Here is a 23,963-nt window from a genome sequence, read left to right as displayed (position 1 = left end):
TCGTCGTGGACGTGCCGGTCAGGACTCGCCTCCGAATGTCGCGCCGCACTCCTCGTAGCTTCCGAAGATGAGTCCGCCGTACGTGTCGAAGAAGTGGTCGATCCCCTTCCCGTCCGACATCAGCCAGTCGTTCGGGTTGTTCGCGCCGATGAGACCGCCCTGGCCGGCGGCGCCCTTGACCATGAGCGAGACGACCTCGGGCCCGCCGCCGGCGGTGTAGAGGTCGAAGATGCACTCGGCCTGATCCGTCGTGATGATTCCTCGCTCGACGTCGTCGGCCAGCGCGTCGCTGACGTAGAGGGTGAACCAGGCGGCCGAGTGCGAAACGCCCTCGTTCCCCTGCTGGGATCGGTTCGGGTTGTAGCAGTCGTGGGCGTAGGCGGCCATGCCGCTGCCCAAGGTGATCGCGGCGGCCAGCCCGACGCCGGCGCCGATGCTCTTCGCGGTTCTCGAGAACATGCGTGCTCCATTCCATCCGATTGCGCGGCGCCGATCGGGCGCCGCACCACACGATGCCCGGGTCGGGCATCGATGCACTCAGGGTTCTCCCGGACATGTCCCAGACGCCGCCCCCAGTTCCGGGGACAATCCTCAGGTTCGCGGTCGTCGCCGCGTGATCATGCCGCCTCGAGGATCGCGTGGCAGCGCTCGAGGCGGGCGAGCCACCAGGCGGTGCGGTCCGGATCCGCCGCGTACCGGTCGAGCAGTGCGGGGTCGGGCGTGACGCGGCGCACGTCGATCGCGCCGTCCCGCGGGAGCAGCGGGTCGCGCGTGACATCCGCCGCCAGCAGTGACGCGGTGCCGAGCCCGCAGTCGTACTCGAGTTCGGGAACGGATGCCGCGAGGCGCGCGCCCATGGCGAGCCCGATGCTGGTGTCGAGGGCGCTCGAGACGACCACCGGCAGCCCGGCGCGCGCGACGATCTCGAGCGCGCGATGGATGCCGCCGAGCGGCGCGGCCTTGACCACCAGCAGGTCGGCGGCACCGGCCTCGGCGACGGCGAGCGGGTCGTCGGCGCGGCGCACGCTCTCGTCGGCCGCGATGGGGATGCCCATGTACTTCGTGCGGCGACGGATCTCGGCGAGCTCGTCGACGGTGGGGCACGGCTGCTCGACGTACTCGAGGTCGTACGGCGCGAGTTCGTGGATGGCGTGCTCGGCCTCGTCGATGTTCCATCCGCCGTTGGCGTCGACGCGGATGCGGCCCTCCGGGCCCATCGCGTCGCGGACGGCGCGCACGCGCGCCGCGTCCTGCGCCAGGGTCTGGTCGGATGCCGCCACCTTCACCTTCGCCGTGCGGCATCCGGGGAACCGCTCGAGCACGGCCCGCACCTCGTCGGCGTCGACGGACGGGACGGTCGCGTTGACCGGGACGCGGTCGCGCAGCGCGGGCGGCGGCGCCTGCCATCCGAAGTCGATCGCCGCGGAGAGCCACGAGGCGGCCTCCGCGTCGTCGTACTCGGCGAACGGCGCGAACTCGGTCCAGCCCTCGGGGCCCTCGAAGAGCACCGCCTCGCGCACGTCGATGCCGCGGAACCGCGTCACGAGCGGCAGCGCGACGACCCGCGCGGTCGCGAGCAGGTCGGACAGGGGCGGCAGGGCGACGTCGCTCATGCCCCGAGTCTGCCATCCGCCGGTGCCCGCGGCGCGGGGCGGCGCGCTCGGCCGACGTAGGCTGGAGGGCATGGCAGTCGAGGGCGCGGTCGCAGTGCATCCGGAGGAGACGACGGAAGGGCTGGAGTCGCTCGGCGTCGAGCCGGTCGAGGTGCGCGACCCGGTCGGCCGCAACGTCGTGATCGCCGTGATCGGCCTCGTGGTCGTCCTCGCCGCGCTCGTGCCGCTCGTCTACGGGGCGGTCTGGGCGGGGTCCCTCCTCTACGCCGCGGTCGTGTCGCTGCTCACCGGCGGACCTGCGGCACCGCCCGGCACCGCGATCTGACCGACCCTGAAGTCCTAGGCTGGACGACATGGCGGTCGAGGTGTCGGAACTGTTCGATGCGAGCGTGTGGGTGGATGCCGCGGCATCCGTCGCCGGGTCGGGCGGGTTCACCGACATCACCTACCACCACTCGACCGACGGCCGCATCGCGCGCATCGCGTTCGACCGGCCCGAGGTGCGCAACGCCTTCCGGCCGCACTCGGTCGACGAGCTGTACCGCGCGCTCGAGGACGCCCGCACGAACCCCCGCATCGGCGTGGTGCTGCTGACCGGCAACGGGCCGAGTCCGAAGGACGGCGGATGGGCCTTCTGCTCAGGCGGCGACCAGCGCATCCGGGGCCGCGACGGCTACCAGTACTCGGCGGCCGAGGGCGAGGTCGTGCGCGACCCGGCGGCCGCGGCGGCGACGGGACGGCTGCACATCCTCGAGGTGCAGCGGCTGATCCGCTTCATGCCGAAGGTCGTCATCGCGGTCGTCCCGGGGTGGGCGGCGGGCGGCGGCCACTCGCTGCACGTCGTCTGCGACCTGACGATCGCCAGCCGCGAGCACGGCCGGTTCAAGCAGACGGATGCCGACGTCGGCAGCTTCGACGCCGGGTACGGGTCGGCGTACATGGCCCGCCAGGTCGGGCAGAAGTTCGCGCGCGAGGTGTTCTTCCTCGCCGAGGAGTACTCGGCCGACCGGGCGTACGAGATGGGCGCCGTGAACCGGGTCGTCCCGCACGCCGACCTCGAGCGCGAGGCGATCGCGATGGCGCGCACCATCCTGACGAAGTCGCCGACGGCGATCCGCATGCTGAAGTTCGCGTTCAACGCCGTCGACGACGGGCTCGTGGGGCAGCAGGTGTTCGCGGGGGAGGCGACGCGGCTCGCCTACGGGACCGATGAGGCCGTCGAGGGTCGCGACGCGTTCCTGGAGAAGCGCGAGCCCGACTGGGGGCCCTACCCGTGGCACTACTGACCTCGGCGATCGGGCCCGCCCGGCGACACCGGACCAGCCGGTTCCGAGGGTCGCGATGAAACCCCTCATCAGGGTTCCGGCCGGCGACGTCCCGCGCCTGACGGCGCAGTTGCGCGGGGCGGTGCTGCTCGACGGGCTCGCCGTGCTGCCGATCGCCGGAGTCGACGAGCCGGACGATCCGATCGAGGCGCTCGTGGACGACGACGTCGCCCTCGTCGTCGAGACCAGCGGGTCGACCGACGCCCCGAAGCGGGTCGTGCTCTCCGGCAGGGCGCTGCGCGCGAGCGCGAGGGCGACGTCGCAGTGGTTCGGCGGGACGCACGGGCAGTGGCTGCTCGCCCTGCCCGGCACCTACATCGCCGGCATCCAGGTGCTGGTGCGATCGCTCGTCGCGGGCACCGAACCGGCGGTCATGCCCGCGGGCGGGTTCACCCCCGAGGCGTTCGTCGAGACGGCTCGCACGCTCGATCCCGACCGCCCCTGGTTCACCTCGCTCGTGCCCGTGCAACTGGCGCGGCTGGTCGAGGCGGCCGAGGACCATCGTCCGGTGCGTGCGGCGCTCGGCGCGTTCGAGGCGATCCTGCTCGGCGGCCAGGCCGCCCCCGCGGGTCTCGTCGAGCGCGCGGGCGCGCTGGGGGCGCGGGTGCACCGCACCTACGGCTCGAGCGAGACCGCCGGCGGCTGCGTCTACGACGGCCGGCCGCTGAACGGCGTCGAGGTGCGCACCGTCGACGGCGAGGTGCAGTTGGCCGGGCCGATGCTCGCCGACGGCTACCTCGACGACCCCGAGCGCACCCGGCTCGCCTTCGCGTTCGACGACGACGGACGGCGCTGGTACCGGACCGGCGACCTCGGCGCGCTCGACGACGACGGGCGGCTGCGGGTGACGGGCCGCGCCGACGACGTGATGATCTCGGGTGGCGTCAAGGTCGTGCTCGGCGAGGTCGAGCGTGCGGTGCACGGCGTCGAGGGATTCGGCGACGCGGTCGTGGTCGCCGTGCCCGACCCGCAGTGGGGCGAGCGCGCCGCGGTCGTGACCACCGGGGGCACCGCCCTGGGCGACGGCGCCCTCGACGCGTTGCGCACGGCGACGGATGCCGCGGGTCTCCCGCCGGCCGGCCGCCCCGCTCGCCTCCTCGTGGTCGATGAACTGCCTCGGCTCGCGTCGGGCAAGCCCGACCGCGTCGCGGCGTCCGCCCTCGCCCGAGCCGCAGCCCGGCCCGCCTCCGACGGATAGGACGGAGCGGTCGCGCCGGCGGATTCCGTCTGGGGCGGCCGGCGCTCGCCGCATACGATGTCGGGGTGGCACGCCCCAGACCCCAGCGCATGAACCCGTCCGCCAAGATCTCGTCGAAGGGCCGCTCCGCGTCGCGGACCGTGGGCCGATCCGGCAACCCGGCGAAGGCCGCCGCGGCACCCGTCGCGCAGCGCGGTCCGATCACGTGGCGCGACTGGGTCGGCGGGGCGCGCCTGCGCACCCTCCCGCTGGCGATCGCGCCGGTCGCGCTCGGCACCGGCGCGGGCGTGCTCGCGCTCGCGTTCACCGACGAGCCGTGGCATCCGTGGCGGTTCGCACTAGCGCTCGTGGTGGCGCTCGGCCTCCAGGTCGGCGTGAACTACGCCAACGACTACTCCGACGGCATCCGGGGCACCGACGCCCACCGGGTCGGCCCCGCGCGCCTGACGGGTTCCGGGCTGGTGCCGCCCAAGCGCGTGCTCGCCGTCGCGCTGGTGTTCTTCGGCATCGCCGCGGTCGCCGGGCTCGTGCTCGTCGTGCTCACCGCCCAGTGGTGGCTGCTCGCGGTCGGCGCGGCGGCGATCGTCGCCGCGTGGTTCTACACCGGCGGCAGGCGGCCCTACGGCTACGCCGGTCTCGGCGAGGTGTTCGTGTTCGTGTTCTTCGGGCTCGTGGCCACGGCCGGGTCGGCGTTCGTGCAGGCGCTCACCGTCAACCTCGAGGCGTGGACCGGCGGCGCCGGCGTGGGCCTCATCGCGTGCGCGGTGCTCATGGCGAACAACCTGCGCGACCTCGAGCAGGACCGCGCCGCCGGCAAGCGCACCCTCGCGGTGCGGGTCGGCCCGCTGGCCTCGCGCATCCTGTTCGGGGTGTTCCTGCTGCTGCCGTTCGGCGCGGTCGTGTTCTGGTCGTTCATCTACCCGACGGCACTGCTCGTGCTGTTCGCCCTGCTCGCGGCCATCCCGGCGGCGGTCATCGTCGGCTGGGGGCGCACCCCGCGCGAGTTCGTCACGGCGCTGCAGCTCGCGAGCTTCACGGCGCTCGCGTACGGCGTCGGGCTCGGCCTGGTCTTCGCGCTCTGACCCGACGCGGCGGATGCCGCTACTCGGCCGTGCGTCGGGCGCCCGGGCCGGTCGACGGCTCGGCGTCGGCGTCCCCGGCGTCGTCCGCCTCGTCGGCGGCCGAAGTCGCCCCGGGCGCGCCGGCGGCCCCCGCGGCGTCGATCGCGGCGTCCTCCGCCTCGTCGTCGTCGCGCCCGACCGCCGTCTCGCGGTGGCGGGCGGCGTACAGGTCGCTCGCGAGCTGCTCGCGGTCGCGGCGCAGGAAGATGAGCGACGCGCTGAAGCCGAACAGCGCCGCGACGAGCACCGCGATCCACGGGGTCACCCCGGCGATCAGGAGGACGGCGAGCGGGGCCGCGAACAGCAGCACGCGCAGCAGCGTGTACCGGAGCCAGACGGGGAGGGCCTTCACGCGATCAGTGTAGAAGGGCGAATCTGGGTGCGCGCTCCCAGCCGACCGTGACCCGTCGCGCCTAGAATCGGGGAATGGTCCGCTTCTGGGTGATCGCGATCGTGGCCGTGGTGGTGTTCACGATCTACGCGATGGTGGACTGCGCCCTGTTCGACCGGTCCCGCATCCGAGGGCTCCCGCGCGGATGGTGGATCGTCGTCATCCTGCTCGTGCCGATCATCGGCGGCCTGCTCTGGTTCCTGGTGGGCCGTGGCCGCCCGCTGCGCTTCGGTCGGAGCGGCGGCGGACGACGCACCAACGCCCCCGACGACGACCCGGAGTTCCTGCGCCGGCTGCGCGACGACGCCGAGCACGAGGAGCGCATCCGTCGCCTCGAGCAGGAGCTCGCGGAGCTCGACTCGGACGCCCCCGCCGACGGCGGGCGCGGCGACGACACGCTCGGCACCGACCGCCGCCGTCCCGACGGCACCGAGAACCCCGGCAGCCCCGGCGAGCCGGGTGGGTCGGGCCGCCCGAATGCGTGAGGCCCGCGCCGTCGCCTCCCCGGCGACGGCGTCGGCGCTCGCGCTGCTCTCGGAACTGGTGCGCCTCGGCGTGACCGACGTGGTCGTCGCGCCGGGGTCGCGGTCGCAGGCCCTCGCGCTCGTCGCCGCCGAGCTCGAACGGGTCGGCGCGATCCGCCTGCACGTGCGCATCGACGAGCGCGGCGCCGGATTCCTCGCGGTGGGGCTCGCGGTCGAGACCGGGCGCCCCGCGGTCGTCGTCACGACGTCGGGCACGGCCGTGGCGAACCTGCATCCGGCGGTGCTCGAGGCCCACCACGCCGGGGTGCCGCTGATCGTCGCGACGGCCGATCGACCGGCCGAGCTGCGCGGCATCCGCTCGAACCAGACCACGATGCAGCCCGGCATCTTCGCCGGGGCGATGCGGCTCGAACGCGACGTCGACGCGCCCGACGGGCGACCCGGCGAGTCGGATGCCGCTGCGGCCCTCGCTCGCGAGTCGTACCGCGCCGCGCTGGGCCTCGACGCCGACGGCGTGCTCGTGCCGAAGCCCGGGCCCGGCCCGGTGCACCTGAACCTGCAACTTCGCGAGCCGCTGTCCACGGCGATCGAACTCGGCGACGCCGAGGTCCCGAGGGCGGATGCCGCGGCATCCGCCCTCGCGCCGCCTGGCGCGGCGCACCCGCACGTCGCCACGCTGGCGCACGGCCCCCGCACCGTCGTGATCGCGGGCGCCGGATCGGGGCCCGCGGCCGAGGAGCTCGCCCGGGCGGGCGGCTGGCCGCTGCTCGCCGAGGTCACGAGCGGAGCGCGGTTCGGCCCGAACCTCGTCGTGGCGTACCGGGAGCTGCTGCGCGAGCCCGGCTTCGGCGACGAGGTCGAGCGCGCGATCGTGTTCGGCCACCCGACGCTGTCGCGGGAGGTCCCGGCGCTGGTGCAGCGCGAGGGCGTCGAGACGGTGGCGGTCGCGCCGTGGGGGATCGAGTGGTTCGATCCCGGTCACGCGGTCGATCGCTTCGAGCGGGCGGTCGCCGTCGAACCCCGCGAGCCGACCGCCGAGGAGCGCGCGTGGACCGGCCGGTGGGTGCGCGCGAGCCGCATGCTCGTCGATGAGGCGAGCGCCGCCGCGGCGCACGGCGGGATGCGCGACGGCGTCGACGAGACGGGGCACGTGCGCGACTTCGCCGCGCAGCGCGCGTACCTCCGCGACCAGCTCGCGCGGATCCGGCAGCCCGTCGACCGGCGCATGCTCGTCGAGTCGCTCTGGGCGGCGACGTGGCCGCACGACCGGCTGGTGTTCGGCGCGTCGCGGCTGATCCGCGACGCCGACCGCGCCGTGCCCGGCCGGCGGATCCGGGCGCACGCCAACCGCGGCCTCGCCGGCATCGACGGAACGGTCGCGACCACGATCGGCATCGCCGTCGCCAGCCAGGCCGGCGAGCACGCGTACGGCACGACCCGCGCCCTCATCGGCGACCTCACCCTGCTGCACGACGTGGGCTCGCTGCTGCTCGGCGACGGCGAGGTGCGCCCGCGCGTGCTGGTGATCGTCGGCAACGACGGCGGGGGCACGATCTTCGACGCCCTCGAGGTGGCCGGCTCGGCGCCGGCGGCCGCGTTCGACCGGGTGCAGTACACGCCGCAGCACGTCGACCTGGCGCAGCTCGCGGCGGCCTACGGCTGGGAGTACCGCCGGGCGACGACGCGCGGGGAGCTCGACGAGGCGCTCGGCACGGCGGTCACCGGCCCGACCCTGCTCGAGGTGCCGCTGCCGCGCTGAGCGTGGCCCGGTCGCCGCGCCGCGGCATCCGCCCTGCTCTGCCGTTCGAACCTGCCGGTGGTTCACACCCGCGGATATACGATCCGGCGCGCCGTGCCGCTCAGGCACAAGGCGGCGCGCCGGATCGTATATCCGCTGGAGTGGTCGGGGCGCGGCGTCGCGCCACCCCCTTGCCGCGGCATCCGTCGCCCCCCGATGATGGGGAGGCGCCGCGGCGGACGCGGCCGTGAGAGGAGCATCGTGGGGCTGGAGAAGTACTGGGCGAGCGATCCGATGGACGTCCTCCGCGTGCGGCAGGACTTCCTGCTGGCCGACGTCGACCCGCACGGCAAGCCCGGGTTCGAGGGCGGCAAGAAGGAGGGGAAGAAGTCGCTCGAGATCGGCGCCGAGATCCTCGCCGACCTGCAGGAGCAGCTGTTCGCGGGCAACCAGATGGGCGACGACCCCCGACGGGTGCTCCTCGTCCTCCAGGCGATGGACACCGCCGGCAAGGGCGGCATCGTCAAGCACGTCATGAGCGCGGTCGACCCGCAGGGCGTGCAGCTCGCGACGTTCAAGAAGCCCACGGAGGAGGAGCTCGAGCACGACTTCCTCTGGCGCATCCGCAAGCGGGTTCCGGAGGCGGGCATGATCGGCGTGTTCGACCGCTCCCACTACGAGGATGTCCTCATCGCGCGCGTGCGCGAACTCGCGTCTCCGGAGGAGATCGAGCGACGCTACGACGCGATCAACGAGTTCGAGGCCGAGCTCGCGGCATCCGGCACCACCATCGTCAAGGTGATGCTGCACATCTCGATGGACGAGCAGCGGGAGCGCCTGCTGAAGCGCCTTCGCCGGCGCGACAAGCACTGGAAGTTCAACCCCGGCGACATCGACGAGCGGATGCTGGCGCCGAAGTACCGCGAGTCCTACCAGCTCGTCTTCGAGCAGACGACCACGCCGCACGCGCCGTGGTACGTGATCCCGGCCGACCGGAAGTGGTACGCGCGCCTCGCCGTGCAGCACCTGCTCATCGACGCGCTCGAGGGGATGAAGCTCGACTGGCCGCTCGCCGACTACGACATCGAGGAGCAGCGGGCCCGGCTCTCGGTCGGCTGAGCGCCGCCGCGCCTCGGCGTCACGGGACGGGCGGCGAGGGCGGCGGGCCCCCGAAGGCCTCCACGATGGGGCGGAACTTCATCGCGGTCTCGGCGAGCTCGTCGCCAGGCACCGAGTCGTGCACGATGCCGCACCCGGCATACGCCTCGACCCGCCCGTCGGGGTGCACCTGGGCGCAGCGCAGCGCGATCGCCCACTCGCCGTCGCCGTCGCCGTCGATCCAGCCGACCGGCCCGGCGTACCGGCCGCGGTCGAAGCCCTCGAGTTCGGCGATCGTCGCGAGCGCGACCTCGCGCGGCGTGCCGGCCACGGCCGCGGTGGGGTGCATGGCGCGCACGAGGTCGAGCGAGCTCGATCCGTCGCCGAGCGTGCCCTTGAGGTCGGTGGCGAGGTGCCACAGGTTCGGCAGCTGGAGCGTGAACGGCTCCGGGCTCGCGTCGAGCCGCGCGGTGTGCGGTGCGAGCGTCGCGACGGCGCTCTCGACGGCGAGCGCGTGCTCGGCGAGGTCCTTGTGCGAGGCGGCGAGGCGTGCGGCTCGGTCGCGGTCGGATGCCGCATCGGCGCCTCGCGACGCGGTGCCGGCGAGCACGCGGGCCGAGACGGTGCCGTGGTCGACGCGGACGAGGGTCTCGGGGCTCGCCCCGATGAGGCCGTCGACGGCGAAGACCCACGTGTCGGGGTAGTCGTCTGCGAGCTTCGCGAGCGCGGCGCGGAGCCCGGCGCCCTCGTGCAGCTCGCCGACCAGCTGGCGGGCGAGCACGACCTTCTCGAACCGGGCGTCGTCGATGCGACGCACGGCCTCGTCGACGGCGGCGGTGTACGCCTCCGGCGGCAGGGCGCCGGGGGAGAAGCGCACGCGCGGCACCTGGCGCTTGGGTGCCGGCTCCGGGAGTTCGACCGGGGGAGCGGGGCCGGCGGATGCCGCGTCGAGCACCTCGATGCGGGTGACCCACGCGCGGCCCTCGCGCCGGCCGAGCACGATCTCGGGCACGACCAGCACGCTCGTGGCCGCGGACTCGTCGGCGAACGCGATCGCGCCGAACGCGACCAGCCCGGAGCCCGGCAGCCCGACCCGGTCGTCGAGGTCGGCCGCGTCGGCGAGTCGTCGCCAGGCGCGCGCGGCCTCCTCGATGCGGTCGGGGCCGCGGGTCTCGATCCGCAGCGCCTCGCCGAGGCCGATGATGCCCTCGCCGCGCCGCATCCAGAGCAACGGATGACGCGGGTCGAGCCGGGGCACGAGGGGCGCGGTCTCGTCGACCGCGACGGTGCGGACGCGCAGCCTCGTGTCGGTGGCGGCGGGGCGCGCCGCGGCATCCGTTCGCGTCACCGGACCAGCCTACGCCGCGCCCCGGGGCCGGCTACGCCGGGACGACGTCGACACCGCGCCAGAACGCCACGTGGTCGCGGATCCCGGCGGCGGCGGTGGAGGGCTCGGGGTAGTACCAGGCGGCGTCCGGGTTGCGGCGGCCGTCGACCTCGAGGTGGAAGTACTTCGCGGTGCCCTTCCAGTGGCAGACGCTGCGGTTGTCGCTGTCGCTGAAGTACTCGGGACGGATCGCCTCCCGGGGGAAGTAGTGGTTGCCGTCGACCACGACCGTGTCGTCGGACTCCGCGATGACCGTGCCGTTCCAGATGGCCTTCATGGGTGCTCCTCCTTCGTGCGGCGGCAGGGTGCGCCGCAACCGTCGTTCGGAGCCAACGCCGCTCGCGGACGGATCCATCCCATTGCATGGGAATGCCCAGCATTCTCCAGCGGACTCGCAGGATCGGCCGGCCCCGGGCGACCGCTCACCGCCGCCGCCCAGCCCGCGAAACGTAGACTCGCAGCATGACGCGCCCCGACCTCGGCAAGGACCCCCGTGACGTCTCGGCGATGTTCGACCGCGTCGCCGCGCGCTACGACCGCACCAACACCGTGCTCTCCGTCGGCAACGCCGCGCTCTGGCGGGTCGCCACCACCCGCGCGGTCGCGCCGCAGCCGGGCGAGCGGATCCTCGACGTCGCGGCCGGCACCGGGACCTCGAGCGCGAGCCTGGCGAAGTCCGGCGCGAGCATCGTCGCCGCCGACTTCTCGCCGGGCATGATCGAGGTCGGCCGACGCCGCCAGGCGCACGTGCCGAACCTCGTGTTCGTCGAGGCGGATGCCATGCGGCTGCCCTTCGACGACGACGAGTTCGATGCGGTGACGATCTCGTTCGGCTTGCGGAACGTGAAGGAGCCGAAGGTCGCGCTCGCCGAGTTCCTGCGAGTCACCAGGCCCGGCGGCCGCCTCGTGGTGTGCGAGTTCTCGCACCCGCCGGCCCCGGTCGTGCGGGCCGGGTACGACTTCTACCAGCGCGTGGTGATGCCCCCGCTCGTGAAGCTGTCGAGCTCGAACGACGACGCCTACGAGTACCTGAACGAGTCGATCAACGCCTGGCCCGACCAGCCGACGCTCGCCGGCTGGATCCGCGAGGCAGGCTGGGGCGAGGTCGCGTGGCGGAACCTCACGGCCGGCATCGTCGCGCTGCACCGGGCGCGCAAGCCGCTGGACGCCGCGGCGACCTGAGCGGCGGGCGTTCGACAAGCTCGCAGCATCCGTTCGGCTGCCTCTCGGTAGGCTTGGCTCCGTGAATCCGAGCCATCCGGTCGTCCGTCGCGGGTCGAAGCTCGCGGCCAACCTCGGCCTCAGCGAGCGCGTGTTCGCGTCGTCGGCCGACCGGGCCATGGCGCGGGCGATCGACGACGGCCTCGACCGCGTCGAGGCGGGCCTCGTCGAGGAGGTCCGCTTCGCCGACACGCTGGCCGACGTCTCCGGACGCTACCTGCTCGAGGCCGGCGGCAAGCGGGTGCGTCCGATGCTCACCCTGCTCACCTCGCAGCTCGGCGACGGGGTCGTCGACGACGTCGTGACGGCCGCCATGGCGATCGAGATCACCCACCTCGGCTCGCTGTACCACGACGACGTGATGGACGAGTCCGACCGCCGCCGCGGCGTCCCGACGGCGCAGAACGTGTGGGGCAACTCGGTGGCCATCCTCACGGGCGACCTGCTGTTCGCGCGGGCCAGCCAGCTCATGGCGAAGCTGGGGGAGCGCGCCATCCGCATGCAGGCCGACACGTTCGAGCGGCTCGTGCTCGGCCAGCTCAACGAGACCGTCGGGCCCGACGCCGACGAGGACCCGATCGAGCACTACATCCAGGTGCTCGCCGACAAGACCGGCTCGCTCATCGCCGCGGCCGCGCAGTCGGGCATCATCTTCGGCAACGCCGACCCCGCCCTCGAGGCGCCGATCGTCGAGTTCGGCGAGCGGATCGGCGTCGCGTTCCAGCTCATCGACGACGTGATCGACCTGTCGCCGCAGCCGGAGGAGACCGGCAAGGTGCCGGGCACCGACCTGCGCGCCGGCGTCGTCACCCTGCCGCTGCTCCGGCTCGAAGAGCTGGCCAAGACGGACGCCGGGGCCGCCGACCTGCTCGAGCGCATCCGCCGCGACGTGCTGCCGCCCGACGCGGCATCCGTTCGCCCCGACCCGCTCGACACGAACACGGGCGCCTCGCGCGTGGTGCCTTCGCGCGCGACGATCGACGCCCTCGTCGACGAGCTGCGCGAGCACGACGCGACGCGCGCTACGCTCGCTGAGGCCCACCGGTGGGCCCGCGACGCGGTCGCGGCGCTCGCACCGCTGCCCGAGGGCAGCGTGAAGAAGGCGCTGACGCGCTTCGCCGACACGATCGTGGAGCGCACGAGTTGACTACTGGAGGAACGACCTGGTGACGAGGAACAAGCTGCGCCTGGCGATCATCGGCGCAGGCCCCGCCGGCATCTACGCCGCCGACATCCTGTTGAAGTCGGAGCGGAACTTCGACGTCTCCATCGACCTGTTCGATCACCTGCCCGCGCCCTACGGGCTGGTGCGCTACGGCGTCGCGCCCGACCACCCGCGCATCAAGGGCATCATCACCGCCCTTCGCGAGGTGCTCGACCGCGGCGACATCCGCATCTTCGGCAACGTGCGCTTCGGCGACGACCTCACCCTCGAAGACCTGAAGAAGCACTACAACGCGGTGATCTTCGCGACCGGCGCGGTGCGCGACGCGTCGCTGAACGTCCCGGGCATCGACCTCGAGGGCTCCTACGGCGCGGCCGACTTCGTCAGCTGGTACGACGGGCACCCCGACTACCCCCGCGAGTGGCCGCTCGAGGCGCAGTCGGTCGGCGTCATCGGCAACGGCAACGTCGCGCTCGACGTGGCCCGCATGCTCGCGAAGCACCCGGAAGACCTGCTGCCCACCGAGGTGCCCGCCAACGTGTACGAGGGCCTGAAGGCGTCGCCCGTGACCGACGTGCACGTGTTCGGCCGCCGCGGCCCGACGTCGGTCAAGTTCACGCCGCTCGAGCTGCGCGAGCTGGGCGAGCTGCGCGACGTCGACATGATCGTGCACGACGAGGACTTCGACTACGACGACGCGGCGCGCGCGGCGGTGGCCGGCAACAAGCAGGTCTTCGTGATCGACAAGGTGCTGCAGCAGTGGCGCAAGCGCGAGACCGGGCAGGCCTCGCGGCGACTGCACCTGCACTTCTTCGCCAAGCCGCTCGAGGTCGTCGGCGACGAGTCGGGCCACGTGGCGGCGCTGCGGTACGAGCGCACGGCGCCCGACGGCGAGGGCGGGGTCGTCGGCACCGGTGAGATCCGCGAGGTCCCGATGCAGGCGCTCTACCGCGCGGTCGGCTACTTCGGCTCGCCCCTGCCCGGGATCCCCTTCGACAAGAAGTTCGGCGTCATCCCGAACCACGAGGGCCAGGTGCTGATCCGCGACAAGGAGTCGGGCCAGTCGCGCCAGATGTACGGCGTCTACGCGACCGGGTGGATCAAGCGCGGCCCCGTGGGGCTCATCGGGCACACGAAGTCCGACGCGATGGAGACCATCAAGCACCTCATCAACGACCTCGGCAACTGGTGGCGGCCCGAGTCGCCGTCGGAGGAGTCGGTCGTCGAGCTGCTCGAGTCCCGCGGCATCCGCTGGACCGACCTCGACGGATGGCACCGCCTCGACGAGCACGAGCAGGCGCTCGGCGCCGCCGAGGAGCGCGCCCGCATCAAGGTCGTGCCGCGCGACGAGATGGTCGGCATCTCGCGGGGCGAGGTCTGACGCCCCTCCGCTACGCTGCACTCCATGCCGTCCGACGCCGCCGCGATCCTGTTGGTCGCGGCGGCGTCGCTCGTCGGCGGGGTGCTGGGCTGGCTCCCGCTCGCCGCCTGGGCCGATCGGTCGATCCACCTTCCGGCCGATGAGCGGATGCCGCTGCGCCGGCTCCGCGTCTGGTCGGCGCTCGCGACCGCGGTCTCGTTCGGCCTGCTCGCCTGGCGGTTCGGGCTCGACCCGGTCCTCCCGGCGCTGCTCGCGCTCGCCGCGACCGGGGTGGTGCTCTCGATCGTCGACCTCACGGAGCGCCGGCTGCCCAACGCGGTGCTGCTGCCGACCCTGGTCGTGCTGGCGGTGCTGCTCGTGCTCGCCTCGGCGCTCTCGGGGCAGTGGCTGCCGCTGCTGTGGGCGCTCGCCGGATGCGCCGGCATGTTCGCCCTCTACCTCCTGCTCGCCCTGATCTCGCCGTCGGCGATGGGGATGGGCGACGTGAAGTTCGCCGCGCCGCTCGGCTTGGTGCTGGGGTGGTTCGGCTGGTGGGTGTGGATCTGGGGCGTCTTCGCCGGCTTCGCGGTCGGCGGCGTGGTCTCGCTCGTGGCCCTCGCGCTGCGGCGGGTGTCGCTGCGCGGGGCGTTGCCGTTCGGGCCGTCGATGCTCGCCGGAGCGCTCGTCGCCGTGATGGTGCTGGGTCGCTGAAACGCGGTGTTCCGCCTGATCATCGGCCGGATCCGGACCGGCTCATCCGAAACCGGGCGAAAAGGTTAGCAGCGCGGCGGTAACGGCCCGATCACGAAGCGAGCATGTGTCACCCCCAAAGAGGGGGTGCCCCGAAATGGGGCGTATGCCGCAGGCTGGGCACGCCGCTACGTTCGGGACACCGCTTGCGAGCAGGCGGTCCCTGTATTTGCCGACCCGAAGGGTGCACCACCATGAACAAGCTGATCGCCAAGGCCCAGACCCGCCTCATCAAGCGCCTCGAGACGCTGCAGGAGAAGGAGGACGGCGTCACGTCGGTCGAGTACGCGCTCATCCTCGGGCTCGTCTCGCTGCTCATCATCGCCGCGCTCGTGCTGCTCGTTCAGCCCATCACCGACTTCATCAACAACGACATCATCGCGAAGCTGTAGAGCTGCGATCAGTTCGTCCCGGCCGGGTCCGTCGAGGGCGCGGCCGGGACAGCCGTCGTTGTGGAGAGGTGTGTCTGGGCGTGAGGATTCGAGGTGGCGTCGTGCGAACGGATGAGCGTGGGGTGGCAGCGGTCGAGTTCGCGCTCGTGCTCCCGCTCCTGCTCCTGATCCTCTTCGCGATCCTCGACCTCGGCTGGGTGTTCAACCAGCAGCTCACGCTCACCCAGGCGGCCCGCGAGGGTGCGCGGCACATCGCCATCCACGCGAACGACCCGGGAGAGGTCGCGACGGCGGAGGCCCGGGTGACGTCGATCGCCGGCGCCGGCGTGACGATCACCTATCCGTCCACCTGCAGCGAGGACGTGAGCGACGACGAGGTCACCGTCCTCGTCGAGGCGCCGATGAACGACCTCACCGGATGGCTCACCGCCATCACCGGCGGGGTCACCATGAGCGGAGTTGGGAGCATGCGATGCGGCGGATGAGGCGCGGCGAGGGCGAGCGCGGGGCGGTCGCGGTCTGGGTGGCGTTCGCCATCCTGCCGCTCATCGTCTTCGTGGCCGTGGTGGCTGACGTCGGTCTCCTCTATTGGGAGAAGGGTCAGCTCCAGAACGGCGCGGATGCCGCCGCGCTCGCGGTCGCGCAGGAGTGCGCGACCGATCCGACCAACTGCACGGGCGTCGCAAACGGGATCGCCACCGGCATGTCGGGCGACAACGCAAACGACACGCAGGCGAACGCCGCGATCCTGAACCTCCAGGTCAACGCCAGCAGCGGATCGGTCACCGTCGAATCGTCGACGCTCAACGACGAGGGCGTCACGGTGCGCCATCCGTTCGCCTCGCTGTTCGTCCCGAGCGAGACGACCGTCACGGCCGAGGCGACGGCGGAGTGGGGCGCGCCCATCGCCGGGTCGACCTTCCCGCTGACGATCGCCGACTGCGAGTTCGACGACATGCCGGCGCAGCCGGCCGACACGGTGAATCCGGATGTCGTCGAGCTGCTGATCAACAACGGCACGAGCAATACGAACGGCAACCAGGTGCCGGTGAACCAGTGCGACAACGGGTACCCCGGCGGGTTCGGCTGGCTCGACTCCGAGGACTGCGTCGCCACCATCCAGGCGGGCGGCGTCGTCGACGGCATCACGGGCATCCAGCCCAACGTCAACAAGACGGGCTGCACGAACGATGACTGGCTTGCGATCCTCTGCAAGACCCACCTCATTCCGCTGTACACCTCGACGACCGATCAGGGAGCCGGCGGCACCTACACGATCTCGCGCTTCGCGGCCTTCGTCGTGACCGCCTACAAGACCAGCGGTGGGCCCGCCACGTACTGCGGCAACTACTCGAACCTCCCCGCCTTCAGCCAGCAGAACGCGAAGGGCATCCAGGGGTTCTTCGTCGAATACGTCGAGCTCGGCGAGGAGTTCGAGCTCGGACCGGCCCCCGACGCGGGGCTCATGATCGTCCGCCTCTCTGGCTGAGACCCGTCCCTACCTCCGGAGGAACAACCACCGTATGAAGACCCGAATCATCGGCGCGATCCTGGCGCTGGTCCTGGCCGTCGTCGGCGCCTTCGTCCTCGTGACCTACGTCCGCGGAGCGGACGTGCGAGCCGCCGAGGGAGCCGAGCTCGAGGATGTGTTCATCGTCGACGAGGAGATCCCCCAGGGCACCTCCGGCGACCAGGTCCAGGAGTTCGTCCGCGTCGACCAGGTCCCGGCGAGGAACCTCAACGAGGACCGCGTCACCGAGCTCGCCGACCTCGAGGGGCTCGTCGCGCTCGCGCCGGTCCTCCCGGGGGAGCAGTTGCTGAACTCCCGGTTCGCCGACCCGGCCGTGCTCGCGGCGCAGGGCGAGGTGCCGGTGCCCGAGGGGCTGCAGGAGGTCACGATCGCGCTGCCCGTCGAGCGGGTGGTCGGCGGCATCGTCACACCGGGCTCGACCGTCGGCGTCGTGTACACCACCGGGACGAATCGCATCCAGCCGAACTCGGGCATCGCCGTCACGCAGTTCATGTTCCGCCAGATGCTCGTGACGCGCGTGACCCCCGGCACCACGGTGTCGACGGGCGAGGCCGAGACCTCCGGATCGGTCAACACCATCATGGTCACCTTCGCCGCCACGACCCCGCAGGTCGAGAAGCTCGTCTACGGCGCCGAGCAGCAGCAGGACGGCAACGGCGGGATCTGGCTCACGCTCGAATCCGACACGACCGACCTGAACGGATCGGCACCTCGATTCGGCGACAACATCTTCACGGGGTAGCCATGGCTGCGTACGTGCTGGTCAGCCGATCGTCCGAGTACGAGACGAGGCTCCTGTCGCTGCTCGGGCCCCGACTCGAGACGGTCGCGGGCGAGTTCCTCACCTTCGGCGCCGACGCGGCGCTCGATCGCCTCAGCGGGACGCCGCGCATCGCCCTCCTCGGACCGGTGCTCAACTTCGAGGAGACGCGCGACCTCGTTCGCGGGCTCCGCGAGCGCAACCCGGGCGTCGGGCTGATCGTGGTCCGCGAGCAGCGTTCCGATCTCGAGGACTGGGTCGACGAGATGTCGGTCCACGCCGTGCTGAGCCCGCTCGCGAGCGACGAGACCACGGCCAACCTGCTCGACCGGCTCGCCGACTGGCTCGTCACGCACGGTCGTGCGGAGCGCTCCGACTTCGACGCCCCGCCCGTCGAGATCGAGCCGGAGCCGGAGGAGACGGCGCCGGACGACGAGGACGAATCGGGCGCGGCCGACGTCGACGCCGAGGAGGACGAGGACGACGGCACGGACGCCGACGCTGAGGAGGACGCCGACGGGGACGCGGACGCCGACGCCGACGCGGACGCGGAGCCGCCCGCCGCCGAGGAAGAGGAGGAGCCCGAGCCCGAGGGGCCCGAGTGGCTCTTCCCGCCCCTCGACCCCAGCGTGCGGAGCGAGGCCCTCGCCGTCGTCGCCCCGAAGGGCGGCCAGGGCAAGTCGACCGTGTCGATCAACCTGGCCGCCGGCCTCGCCGAGATCGCCCCGAACTCGGTCGTCCTCGTCGACGGCGACCTCCAGTTCGGCGACATCACGGTGGCCCTCGGCCTCGAGCCGTCGCGCACGATCGTCGAAGCCGTGGCACCCGAGTCCGTCGCGGACGAGCTCGTCCTGAAAACGACGCTCACGCACCATCCCGCCGGCTTCTTCGTCGTCGCGAGCGCACCCTCGCCCGAACTCGGCGACGGCATCGAGCCGCACGCCCTCGGGGCGTTGATCGAGCGCCTGCGCGGCATCTTCCGGTACGTCGTCGTCGACACCACCCCGGGGCTCGGCGAGCACACGCTCAACGTCCTCGAGCACGTGACCGACGCGGTGTTCGTCTCGAACATGGCCGTCGCGAGCCTCCGCGCGGTGCGCGCCGAGCTCACCCTGCTCACCACGCTCGGGCTCCTGCCGGCGAACCGGCACATGGTCCTGAACTTCACCGACCGGATGGCCGGACTGACCGCGAAGGACGCGGCGAGCATCATCGGCACCCCGATCGACGTCGAGGTGCCGAGGTCGACCGCCGTCGTCCTCGCGAGCAACCGGGGCAAGCCGCTGCTCCACGACAATCCCCGCGACCCGGCGTCGAAGGCGATCCAGGAGCTCGTCGCCCGCGTCGCCCGCGAGGACGCCCCGAAACGAAGCCGAATCACCCGAAGGAGGCGGATCCTTGAGCCTCAATGATCGTCTGAAGGCGCTGCGGACGCCGACCGCAGCGGAACTCGACACCGCGATCGCGCCGGTGCCCGTGGAGACCACGGAGCTGCCCGCGCCCGCGCCCACGTCTGCGCCCGCGCCCGACCCGGAGTCGGCCACGCCCGGCCGGGGGGCGGAGGCTCCCCAGGCGCCGTCGCCGATCCTCCAGCCCCCGCGGCAGGAGCCCGTGTCGGCATTCGACCCGCTCGCCGCGGTCAAGGAGAAGGCCGCCCAGGAGCTGTTCGGCCGCATCGGGACGCGCCTGAACGACCCGACGATGACCGAGGAGCAGCTGCACGAGCTCGCCCGGCGCGAACTCGGCGAGATCGTCGCCGGCGAGCAGCTCGCGCTCACGACCTCGGAGCGGAACCGCCTGATCGACGAGATCGGTGCCGACGTGCTCGGGTACGGGCCCCTCGAATCCCTCCTCGCCGACCACGCCGTCACCGAGATCATGGTCAACCGCCACGACCAGATCTACATCGAGCGCCACGGACGCCTGTTCGAGTCGTCGCTGCGCTTCACCGGCGAGCCGCAGCTCCGCCGCGTGATCGAGCGCATCGTCTCCCGCGTCGGACGTCGCATCGACGAGGCGTCCCCGCTGGTCGATGCGCGCCTCGAGGACGGCTCGCGCGTGAACGCCATCATCCCGCCGCTCGCGGTCAACGGCGCGTCGCTGACCATCCGCAAGTTCGCCGCGACGCCGTACACCTTCGAGGACCTCATCTCGTTCGGCACCCTCACCCGCGAATCGGCGACCGTGCTCGACGCGGCGGTCCGGGCGAAGCTGAACATCCTGGTGTCGGGCGGAACCGGTACCGGTAAGACCACGATGCTCAACGTGCTCTCCGCCTTCATCCCCGGCGACGAGCGCATCATCACCATCGAGGACGCCGTCGAGCTGCAGCTGCAGCAGAACCACGTGGTGCGGCTCGAGTCGCGGCCGCCCAACATCGAGGGGCGCGGCGAGATCACCATCCGCGAACTGGTCCGCAACTCGCTGCGCATGCGCCCCGACCGCATCGTCGTCGGCGAGGTCCGCGGCGCGGAGAGCCTCGACATGCTGCAGGCGATGAACACCGGCCACGAGGGATCGCTCTCGACGATCCACGCGAACTCGCCGCGAGACGCGGTCTCCCGCATGGAAACCCTCGTGCTCATGGCGGGCATGGACCTGCCGCTCCGCGCCATCCGCGAGCAGATCGCGTCGGCCATCGACCTCATCGTGCAGATCAGCCGCCACAAGGACGGCGTCCGCCGCATCACGCACATCACCGAGGTCCACGGCATGGAAGGCGAGGTCGTCACGCTCCAGGACGCCTTCGTGTTCGACTACGGCCGCGGCTTCGACTCGGAGGGTCGCCTCCGCGGTCGGCTCGAGCCGACCGGGGTGCGTCCGCGCTTCGCGGAGCGGATCGCGGACCACGGCATCCAGCTGCCGATGTCGCTGTTCCACGTCCAGCACGACGACGTCCTTGGAGAGATCCGGTGAACCCCGTCGTGATGATCGCCGGGATCGTCCTGAGCCTCCTGGCGGTCCTCGCGCTGCTCTTCCTCGTGATCGCCCCGCCGCCGCCGCGCATCTCCGCCGACCGGAGGACCGCGCCGGGCGTCGAGCGGTCCACGTTCCTCAGCCGTGCCTCCACCAAGGCGACGGGCGCGGTCGACGAGGCGCTCTCGCGCGGGCGACGACGCCTGTTCGGCGAGCTCGAGCTCGAGCTCGCCGGCGTGAAGGCCACGCCGTCGCAGTTCTCGATCTACGTCATCTCGGCGGCGAGCTTCCTCGCGCTGATCGGCGCCATCCTCGGGCTGCTGAACGGCACGTCGATCTTCCTCGCGCTGTTCTTCGCCATCCTGGCCCCGGTCATCGCGAAGGTCGTGCTGATCTTCCGGACCAGCTCCCGGCAGGCGAAGTTCGCCGACCAGGTCGACGACGTGGTCCAGCTCATCGCCGGCGGCCTGCGCGCGGGGCACGGCCTCTCGCGCACGGTCGCCTCGATCGCCGCCGACGCCGACGCGCCGATGGGCGAGGAGCTCGCACGCGTCGTGAACGAGGCGCGACTGGGCCGGCCGCTCCCGCAGGCGCTGGCGATCGCCGCGCAGCGGATGAAGAGCAACGACTTCGAATGGGTCGCCCAGGCCGTGGCCATCAACGCCGAGACCGGCGGCAACCTCGCCGAGGTGCTCGACCAGGTCGGCCGCACCATCCGGGAGCGGAACCAGATCAGGCGGCACGTGCGGGCGTTGAGCGCCGAGGGGCGTCTCTCGGGGATCATCCTCGTCGCGCTGCCGATCGTGATGTTCTTCGTCTTCGGCTTCGTCCAGCCGAACTTCTACCCGACGTTCTTCGGCACCATCCTCGGACTGGTCGCGCTCGTCGTGGCCATCATCCTCCTGATCATCGGGACGATCTGGATCTCGGCCGTCGTGAAGGTGAAGTTCTGATGGAGTTCGGCATCGTCGCGTACATCGGCATCTTCAGCGTCGCGATCGGCATCGCCGTCTTCGTGTTCCTCCTGTTCCCCGGGCGAGCGCCCGTCAGCGACGAGACCGGCACCGACGGCGGCCCGCTCGTGCAGCAGTCGTCGATCGGCCGGCGGCTCGTCACCGCGGCGCCCGAGGGGTACATCGGCTGGTTCGAGAAGCAGATCGCCTACGCCGGCCGGCCGGTGGGCCTGACCGCCGCGAAGATCCTGCGGACGAAGATCATCCTCGGCATCGTGGGGATCGTCGTCGGGCTGCTGATCATGATGACTGGCTTCCACCCGCTGAAGCTCCTGCTCGCCATCGCCCTCACGCTGATCCTGTTCTTCTTCCCCGACGTGCGCATCTACGGCCGCGCGCACGAACGGCAGGAGCAGATCCGCCGCACCCTGCCCGACACGCTCGACCAGATGACCATCGCCGTCGAGGCCGGGCTCGGCTTCGACGCCGCGATGGGCAAGGCCGCGCGAGGCGGCAGTGGGCCGCTGGCCGAGGAGATGATCCGCGTGCTCCAGGACATGAGCCTCGGGCGCACGCGGCGCGACTCGTTCCACCAGCTCGAGTTCCGGACCAACGTCGAGGAGCTCCGTCGGTTCGTCCGGGCCGTCGTGCAGGCCGACATCTACGGCATCGCCCTCGGCGACGTGCTCCGAGTGCAGGCCGGCGAGATGCGGCTCAAGCGGCGCCAGCGCGCGGAGGAGCAGGCGCAGAAGGTCGGCATCAAGATCCTGTTCCCGCTCGTGTTCTGCCTGCTGCCCGTGCTGCTGATCGTGATCCTCACGCCGGCGATCCGGCAGATGCTCGACACCTTCAGCGGCGGCTGACGGTCGAGCGCGGAACCGCCCGCGGCATCCGCGCCTAGGCTGGCGGCATGGAGGGGGAACGCGCGATCGAGGCAACGGCGGCCGCCGCGGCGGCCGCCCCGAGCCCCGGCGCAACCGGCGCGATCGGCTGGACACCCGACATCCTCGGCCCCGACTTCGAGCAGCTCGTCCTGCCGCTCGGCGACGACGAGGAGGGCGAGGTCGTCGCGACGCTCGTGCGGCACCTCCCGGCACCGCGCGAGCCGCGGCGCGAACCGCGGTGGCGTTGGCCGTGGGCGTCGGCTCCGATGCCCGGGGCCCCGCCCGCGGCATCCGGCGCCGACGTGCTCTACGTGCACGGCTGGAGCGACTACTTCTTCAACCCCGAGATCGCCCGGTACTGGGCCGACGCGGGCGCCCGCTTCTTCGCGCTCGACCTGCGCAAGTACGGCCGCAGCCTGCGCGAAGGGCAGACCCCGGGGTACGTCAGCGACCTCGCGACGTACGACGCCGACCTCGAGGCCGCGCTCGCGGTCATGGACTCGGGGGACCGTCCGCTCATCATCATGGCGCACTCGACGGGCGGACTGACCGTCAGCCTCTGGGCGGCACGCAACCCCGGCCGGCTCGCCGCCCTCGTGCTGAACAGCCCGTGGCTCGAGTTCCAGCTCAGCTCGCTCGCGCGGCAGGCGATCTCGCCCGTGCTCGGCTTCCACGCCCGGGTCGCGCCGTCCACGCCGCTGCCGAACATCGATCGCGGCTTCTACGCGCGCTCGATCGCCCGCGACCTCGACGGCGAATGGGAGTACGACCGCGTGATGCGCCCCGACCGGGGGTTCCGACTGCAGCCGGCCTGGCTGACCGCCATCCTCGCCGGGCACGCGACCGTCAAGGCCGGCATCGACGTGGGCGCCCCCGTGCTGACGCTCCTCTCGAAGCGGTCGACCTTCCAGGCGCGGTGGGATGACGCGATGCTCGCGTCCGACACCGTGCTGGTGGTGGACGACATCGCCGAGCGCGCGCTGCGCCTCGGGCCGGAGGTCACCGTCGCGCGGATCGAGGGGGCGCTGCACGATGTCTTCCTCTCGCGCGAGCCGGCGCGGGCGGAGGCGTACGCGGCGATCACGCGCTGGCTGCGCGGATACGCGCCGAGCGCGCGGCCGTGAGTGGGGACCAAGCTGCGCCGGTTCGCCGCTCGGGCGCGGGCGAGAGCGCCGGCCGTGAGCGGCGGCCGGGCGGGCGGTGACGGTCGGCCGCTCGGGTGCGTGCGCGCCGAGGCCCCTGCTGCGGGTCGCGACCGCGACGCCTACTCGGCCGCCGTGTCGCCGTGCCGGTGCGCGACGCGCCATCCGCCCGCCTCGCGCCGGTACACCTGCGTGACCCGGAGCGTGTACGAGCGCGGGACCCCGTCGACCGAGACCGCGGTGTGCTCGAACGCGACCGTATGGGCGGCGTCGCCGTTCACGTCGAAGGCGAGGACCTCGATCTCGAAGCGCCGGCAGTCCGACATGCTGCGGCCCAGGAAGTCGAACAGCTCGTCCGTCTCGCGGAGTCCGATCGCGTTGCGCCACGCGCCGAGCACGCTCACCGGCTCGGTGCGCGACCAGAGCGCGCGCCGGGGCTCGGGGTCGCCGTCGTGGAGCGCACGCTCGGCATCGGTGAGGGGGCCGTGGACCCAGGCGAGGAACTCCTCGTGCGCCGTCATGGCCTCATGATG

The 23,963-nt window shown here is 72.3% G+C and carries 26 protein-coding genes; 20 read left to right on the top strand and 6 right to left on the bottom strand.

Annotated features, from left to right (window positions below; translation table 11 throughout):
* Positions 1-18 precede the first annotated feature (18 nt).
* On the bottom strand, positions 19-459 hold the full coding sequence (locus tag ACUY4T_RS04615; RefSeq protein WP_446017726.1) for a hypothetical protein: 441 nt from the start codon (positions 457-459) through the stop codon (positions 19-21).
* A 158-nt stretch (positions 460-617) separates the two neighbouring features.
* Positions 618-1,613, bottom strand: a complete 996-nt coding sequence (locus ACUY4T_RS04610) for an o-succinylbenzoate synthase (protein ID WP_446017725.1) — start codon at positions 1,611-1,613, stop codon at positions 618-620.
* A 70-nt stretch (positions 1,614-1,683) separates the two neighbouring features.
* Here ACUY4T_RS04610 and ACUY4T_RS04605 point away from each other — a divergent pair, with 70 nt between their 5' ends.
* The 4 genes from ACUY4T_RS04605 (at position 1,684) to ACUY4T_RS04590 (ending at position 5,218) form a co-directional block, all read left to right on the top strand.
* Entirely contained in the window at positions 1,684-1,938 is a 255-nt protein-coding gene (locus ACUY4T_RS04605) for a hypothetical protein (RefSeq protein ID WP_446017724.1), read from the top strand.
* A 28-nt stretch (positions 1,939-1,966) separates the two neighbouring features.
* On the top strand, positions 1,967-2,899 hold the full coding sequence (locus ACUY4T_RS04600) for a 1,4-dihydroxy-2-naphthoyl-CoA synthase (RefSeq protein ID WP_446017723.1): 933 nt from the start codon (positions 1,967-1,969) through the stop codon (positions 2,897-2,899).
* A gap of 55 nt (positions 2,900-2,954) precedes the next feature.
* Positions 2,955-4,136, top strand: coding sequence for an AMP-binding protein (locus ACUY4T_RS04595; RefSeq protein WP_446017722.1), 1,182 nt, complete (start codon positions 2,955-2,957; stop codon positions 4,134-4,136).
* 89 nt (positions 4,137-4,225) lie between these two features.
* Positions 4,226-5,218, top strand: a complete 993-nt coding sequence (locus ACUY4T_RS04590; protein WP_446017784.1) for a 1,4-dihydroxy-2-naphthoate polyprenyltransferase — start codon at positions 4,226-4,228, stop codon at positions 5,216-5,218.
* A 19-nt stretch (positions 5,219-5,237) separates the two neighbouring features.
* On the opposite strand, the gene ACUY4T_RS04585 is transcribed toward ACUY4T_RS04590, so the two are convergent.
* Complete coding sequence (locus ACUY4T_RS04585; protein ID WP_446017721.1) at positions 5,238-5,609, bottom strand: DUF4229 domain-containing protein; 372 nt, start codon at positions 5,607-5,609, stop codon at positions 5,238-5,240.
* Positions 5,610-5,683: 74 nt separating this feature from the next.
* Here ACUY4T_RS04585 and ACUY4T_RS04580 point away from each other — a divergent pair, with 74 nt between their 5' ends.
* From ACUY4T_RS04580 to ACUY4T_RS04570, 3 genes are all read left to right on the top strand, one after another.
* A complete protein-coding gene (locus ACUY4T_RS04580) occupies positions 5,684-6,133 on the top strand; it encodes a PLD nuclease N-terminal domain-containing protein (RefSeq protein ID WP_446017720.1) in 450 nt (149 codons plus the stop codon).
* Positions 6,126-7,892 (top strand): 2-succinyl-5-enolpyruvyl-6-hydroxy-3-cyclohexene-1-carboxylic-acid synthase, encoded by a 1,767-nt coding sequence (gene menD / locus ACUY4T_RS04575; protein ID WP_446017719.1) that lies wholly within the window; start codon positions 6,126-6,128, stop codon positions 7,890-7,892. Before ACUY4T_RS04580 ends, menD begins: the two co-directional genes overlap by 8 nt.
* Before the next feature lie 273 nt (positions 7,893-8,165).
* Positions 8,166-8,990 (top strand): PPK2 family polyphosphate kinase, encoded by an 825-nt coding sequence (locus tag ACUY4T_RS04570; protein WP_446017783.1) that lies wholly within the window; start codon positions 8,166-8,168, stop codon positions 8,988-8,990.
* 19 nt (positions 8,991-9,009) lie between these two features.
* Here the strand turns inward: ACUY4T_RS04570 and ACUY4T_RS04565 are convergent, their stop codons facing one another.
* Together ACUY4T_RS04565 and ACUY4T_RS04560 are read right to left on the bottom strand one after the other, a co-directional pair.
* Positions 9,010-10,317, bottom strand: a complete 1,308-nt coding sequence (locus tag ACUY4T_RS04565; protein ID WP_446017718.1) for an isochorismate synthase — start codon at positions 10,315-10,317, stop codon at positions 9,010-9,012.
* Between the two features lie 31 nt (positions 10,318-10,348).
* Positions 10,349-10,633, bottom strand: coding sequence for a DUF427 domain-containing protein (locus ACUY4T_RS04560; RefSeq protein ID WP_446017717.1), 285 nt, complete (start codon positions 10,631-10,633; stop codon positions 10,349-10,351).
* Positions 10,634-10,818: 185 nt separating this feature from the next.
* Between ACUY4T_RS04560 and ACUY4T_RS04555 the strand changes: the two genes are divergently transcribed.
* The 13 genes from ACUY4T_RS04555 (at position 10,819) to ACUY4T_RS04495 (ending at position 23,412) form a co-directional block, all read left to right on the top strand.
* Positions 10,819-11,538 carry a demethylmenaquinone methyltransferase gene (locus ACUY4T_RS04555; RefSeq protein WP_446017716.1) on the top strand — a complete coding sequence of 240 codons (720 nt, stop codon included), beginning with the start codon at positions 10,819-10,821 and terminating at the stop codon, positions 11,536-11,538.
* 61 nt (positions 11,539-11,599) lie between these two features.
* Positions 11,600-12,724 (top strand): polyprenyl synthetase family protein, encoded by a 1,125-nt coding sequence (locus tag ACUY4T_RS04550; protein WP_446017715.1) that lies wholly within the window; start codon positions 11,600-11,602, stop codon positions 12,722-12,724.
* A gap of 19 nt (positions 12,725-12,743) precedes the next feature.
* Positions 12,744-14,123 (top strand): FAD-dependent oxidoreductase, encoded by a 1,380-nt coding sequence (locus ACUY4T_RS04545; protein WP_446017714.1) that lies wholly within the window; start codon positions 12,744-12,746, stop codon positions 14,121-14,123.
* Positions 14,124-14,147: 24 nt separating this feature from the next.
* The gene (locus ACUY4T_RS04540; protein WP_446017713.1) at positions 14,148-14,813 is read left to right on the top strand and encodes a prepilin peptidase; all 666 of its coding nucleotides are present in this window, start codon (positions 14,148-14,150) and stop codon (positions 14,811-14,813) included.
* A gap of 233 nt (positions 14,814-15,046) precedes the next feature.
* Positions 15,047-15,244: a Flp family type IVb pilin gene (locus ACUY4T_RS04535; RefSeq protein WP_446017712.1), complete on the top strand. Its 198-nt coding sequence runs from the start codon at positions 15,047-15,049 to the stop codon at positions 15,242-15,244.
* A 122-nt stretch (positions 15,245-15,366) separates the two neighbouring features.
* Complete coding sequence (locus tag ACUY4T_RS04530) at positions 15,367-15,729, top strand: TadE/TadG family type IV pilus assembly protein (RefSeq protein WP_446017711.1); 363 nt, start codon at positions 15,367-15,369, stop codon at positions 15,727-15,729.
* Complete coding sequence (locus ACUY4T_RS04525; RefSeq protein ID WP_446017710.1) at positions 15,726-16,733, top strand: pilus assembly protein TadG-related protein; 1,008 nt, start codon at positions 15,726-15,728, stop codon at positions 16,731-16,733. The genes ACUY4T_RS04530 and ACUY4T_RS04525 overlap by 4 nt, the downstream gene beginning before the upstream one ends.
* Before the next feature lie 34 nt (positions 16,734-16,767).
* Complete coding sequence (gene cpaB / locus ACUY4T_RS04520) at positions 16,768-17,517, top strand: Flp pilus assembly protein CpaB (protein ID WP_446017709.1); 750 nt, start codon at positions 16,768-16,770, stop codon at positions 17,515-17,517.
* Between the two features lie 2 nt (positions 17,518-17,519).
* The gene (locus ACUY4T_RS04515; protein WP_446017708.1) at positions 17,520-18,947 is read left to right on the top strand and encodes a CpaE/TadZ family protein; all 1,428 of its coding nucleotides are present in this window, start codon (positions 17,520-17,522) and stop codon (positions 18,945-18,947) included.
* Positions 18,934-20,451, top strand: coding sequence for a TadA family conjugal transfer-associated ATPase (locus ACUY4T_RS04510; protein WP_446017707.1), 1,518 nt, complete (start codon positions 18,934-18,936; stop codon positions 20,449-20,451). Before ACUY4T_RS04515 ends, ACUY4T_RS04510 begins: the two co-directional genes overlap by 14 nt.
* Positions 20,448-21,404, top strand: a complete 957-nt coding sequence (locus tag ACUY4T_RS04505) for a type II secretion system F family protein (RefSeq protein ID WP_446017706.1) — start codon at positions 20,448-20,450, stop codon at positions 21,402-21,404. Before ACUY4T_RS04510 ends, ACUY4T_RS04505 begins: the two co-directional genes overlap by 4 nt.
* Positions 21,404-22,267 (top strand): type II secretion system F family protein, encoded by an 864-nt coding sequence (locus tag ACUY4T_RS04500; protein WP_446017705.1) that lies wholly within the window; start codon positions 21,404-21,406, stop codon positions 22,265-22,267. Before ACUY4T_RS04505 ends, ACUY4T_RS04500 begins: the two co-directional genes overlap by 1 nt.
* 47 nt (positions 22,268-22,314) lie before the next feature.
* Positions 22,315-23,412: an alpha/beta hydrolase gene (locus ACUY4T_RS04495; protein WP_446017704.1), complete on the top strand. Its 1,098-nt coding sequence runs from the start codon at positions 22,315-22,317 to the stop codon at positions 23,410-23,412.
* A 140-nt stretch (positions 23,413-23,552) separates the two neighbouring features.
* Here the strand turns inward: ACUY4T_RS04495 and ACUY4T_RS04490 are convergent, their stop codons facing one another.
* Positions 23,553-23,951: a nuclear transport factor 2 family protein gene (locus tag ACUY4T_RS04490; protein WP_446017703.1), complete on the bottom strand. Its 399-nt coding sequence runs from the start codon at positions 23,949-23,951 to the stop codon at positions 23,553-23,555.
* Positions 23,952-23,963: the final 12 nt, after the last annotated feature.

Source organism: Agromyces arachidis (assembly GCF_052805135.1).
Note: the sequence above shows the minus strand (reverse complement) of the source record. Positions and strands in the feature narration are given on the sequence as shown.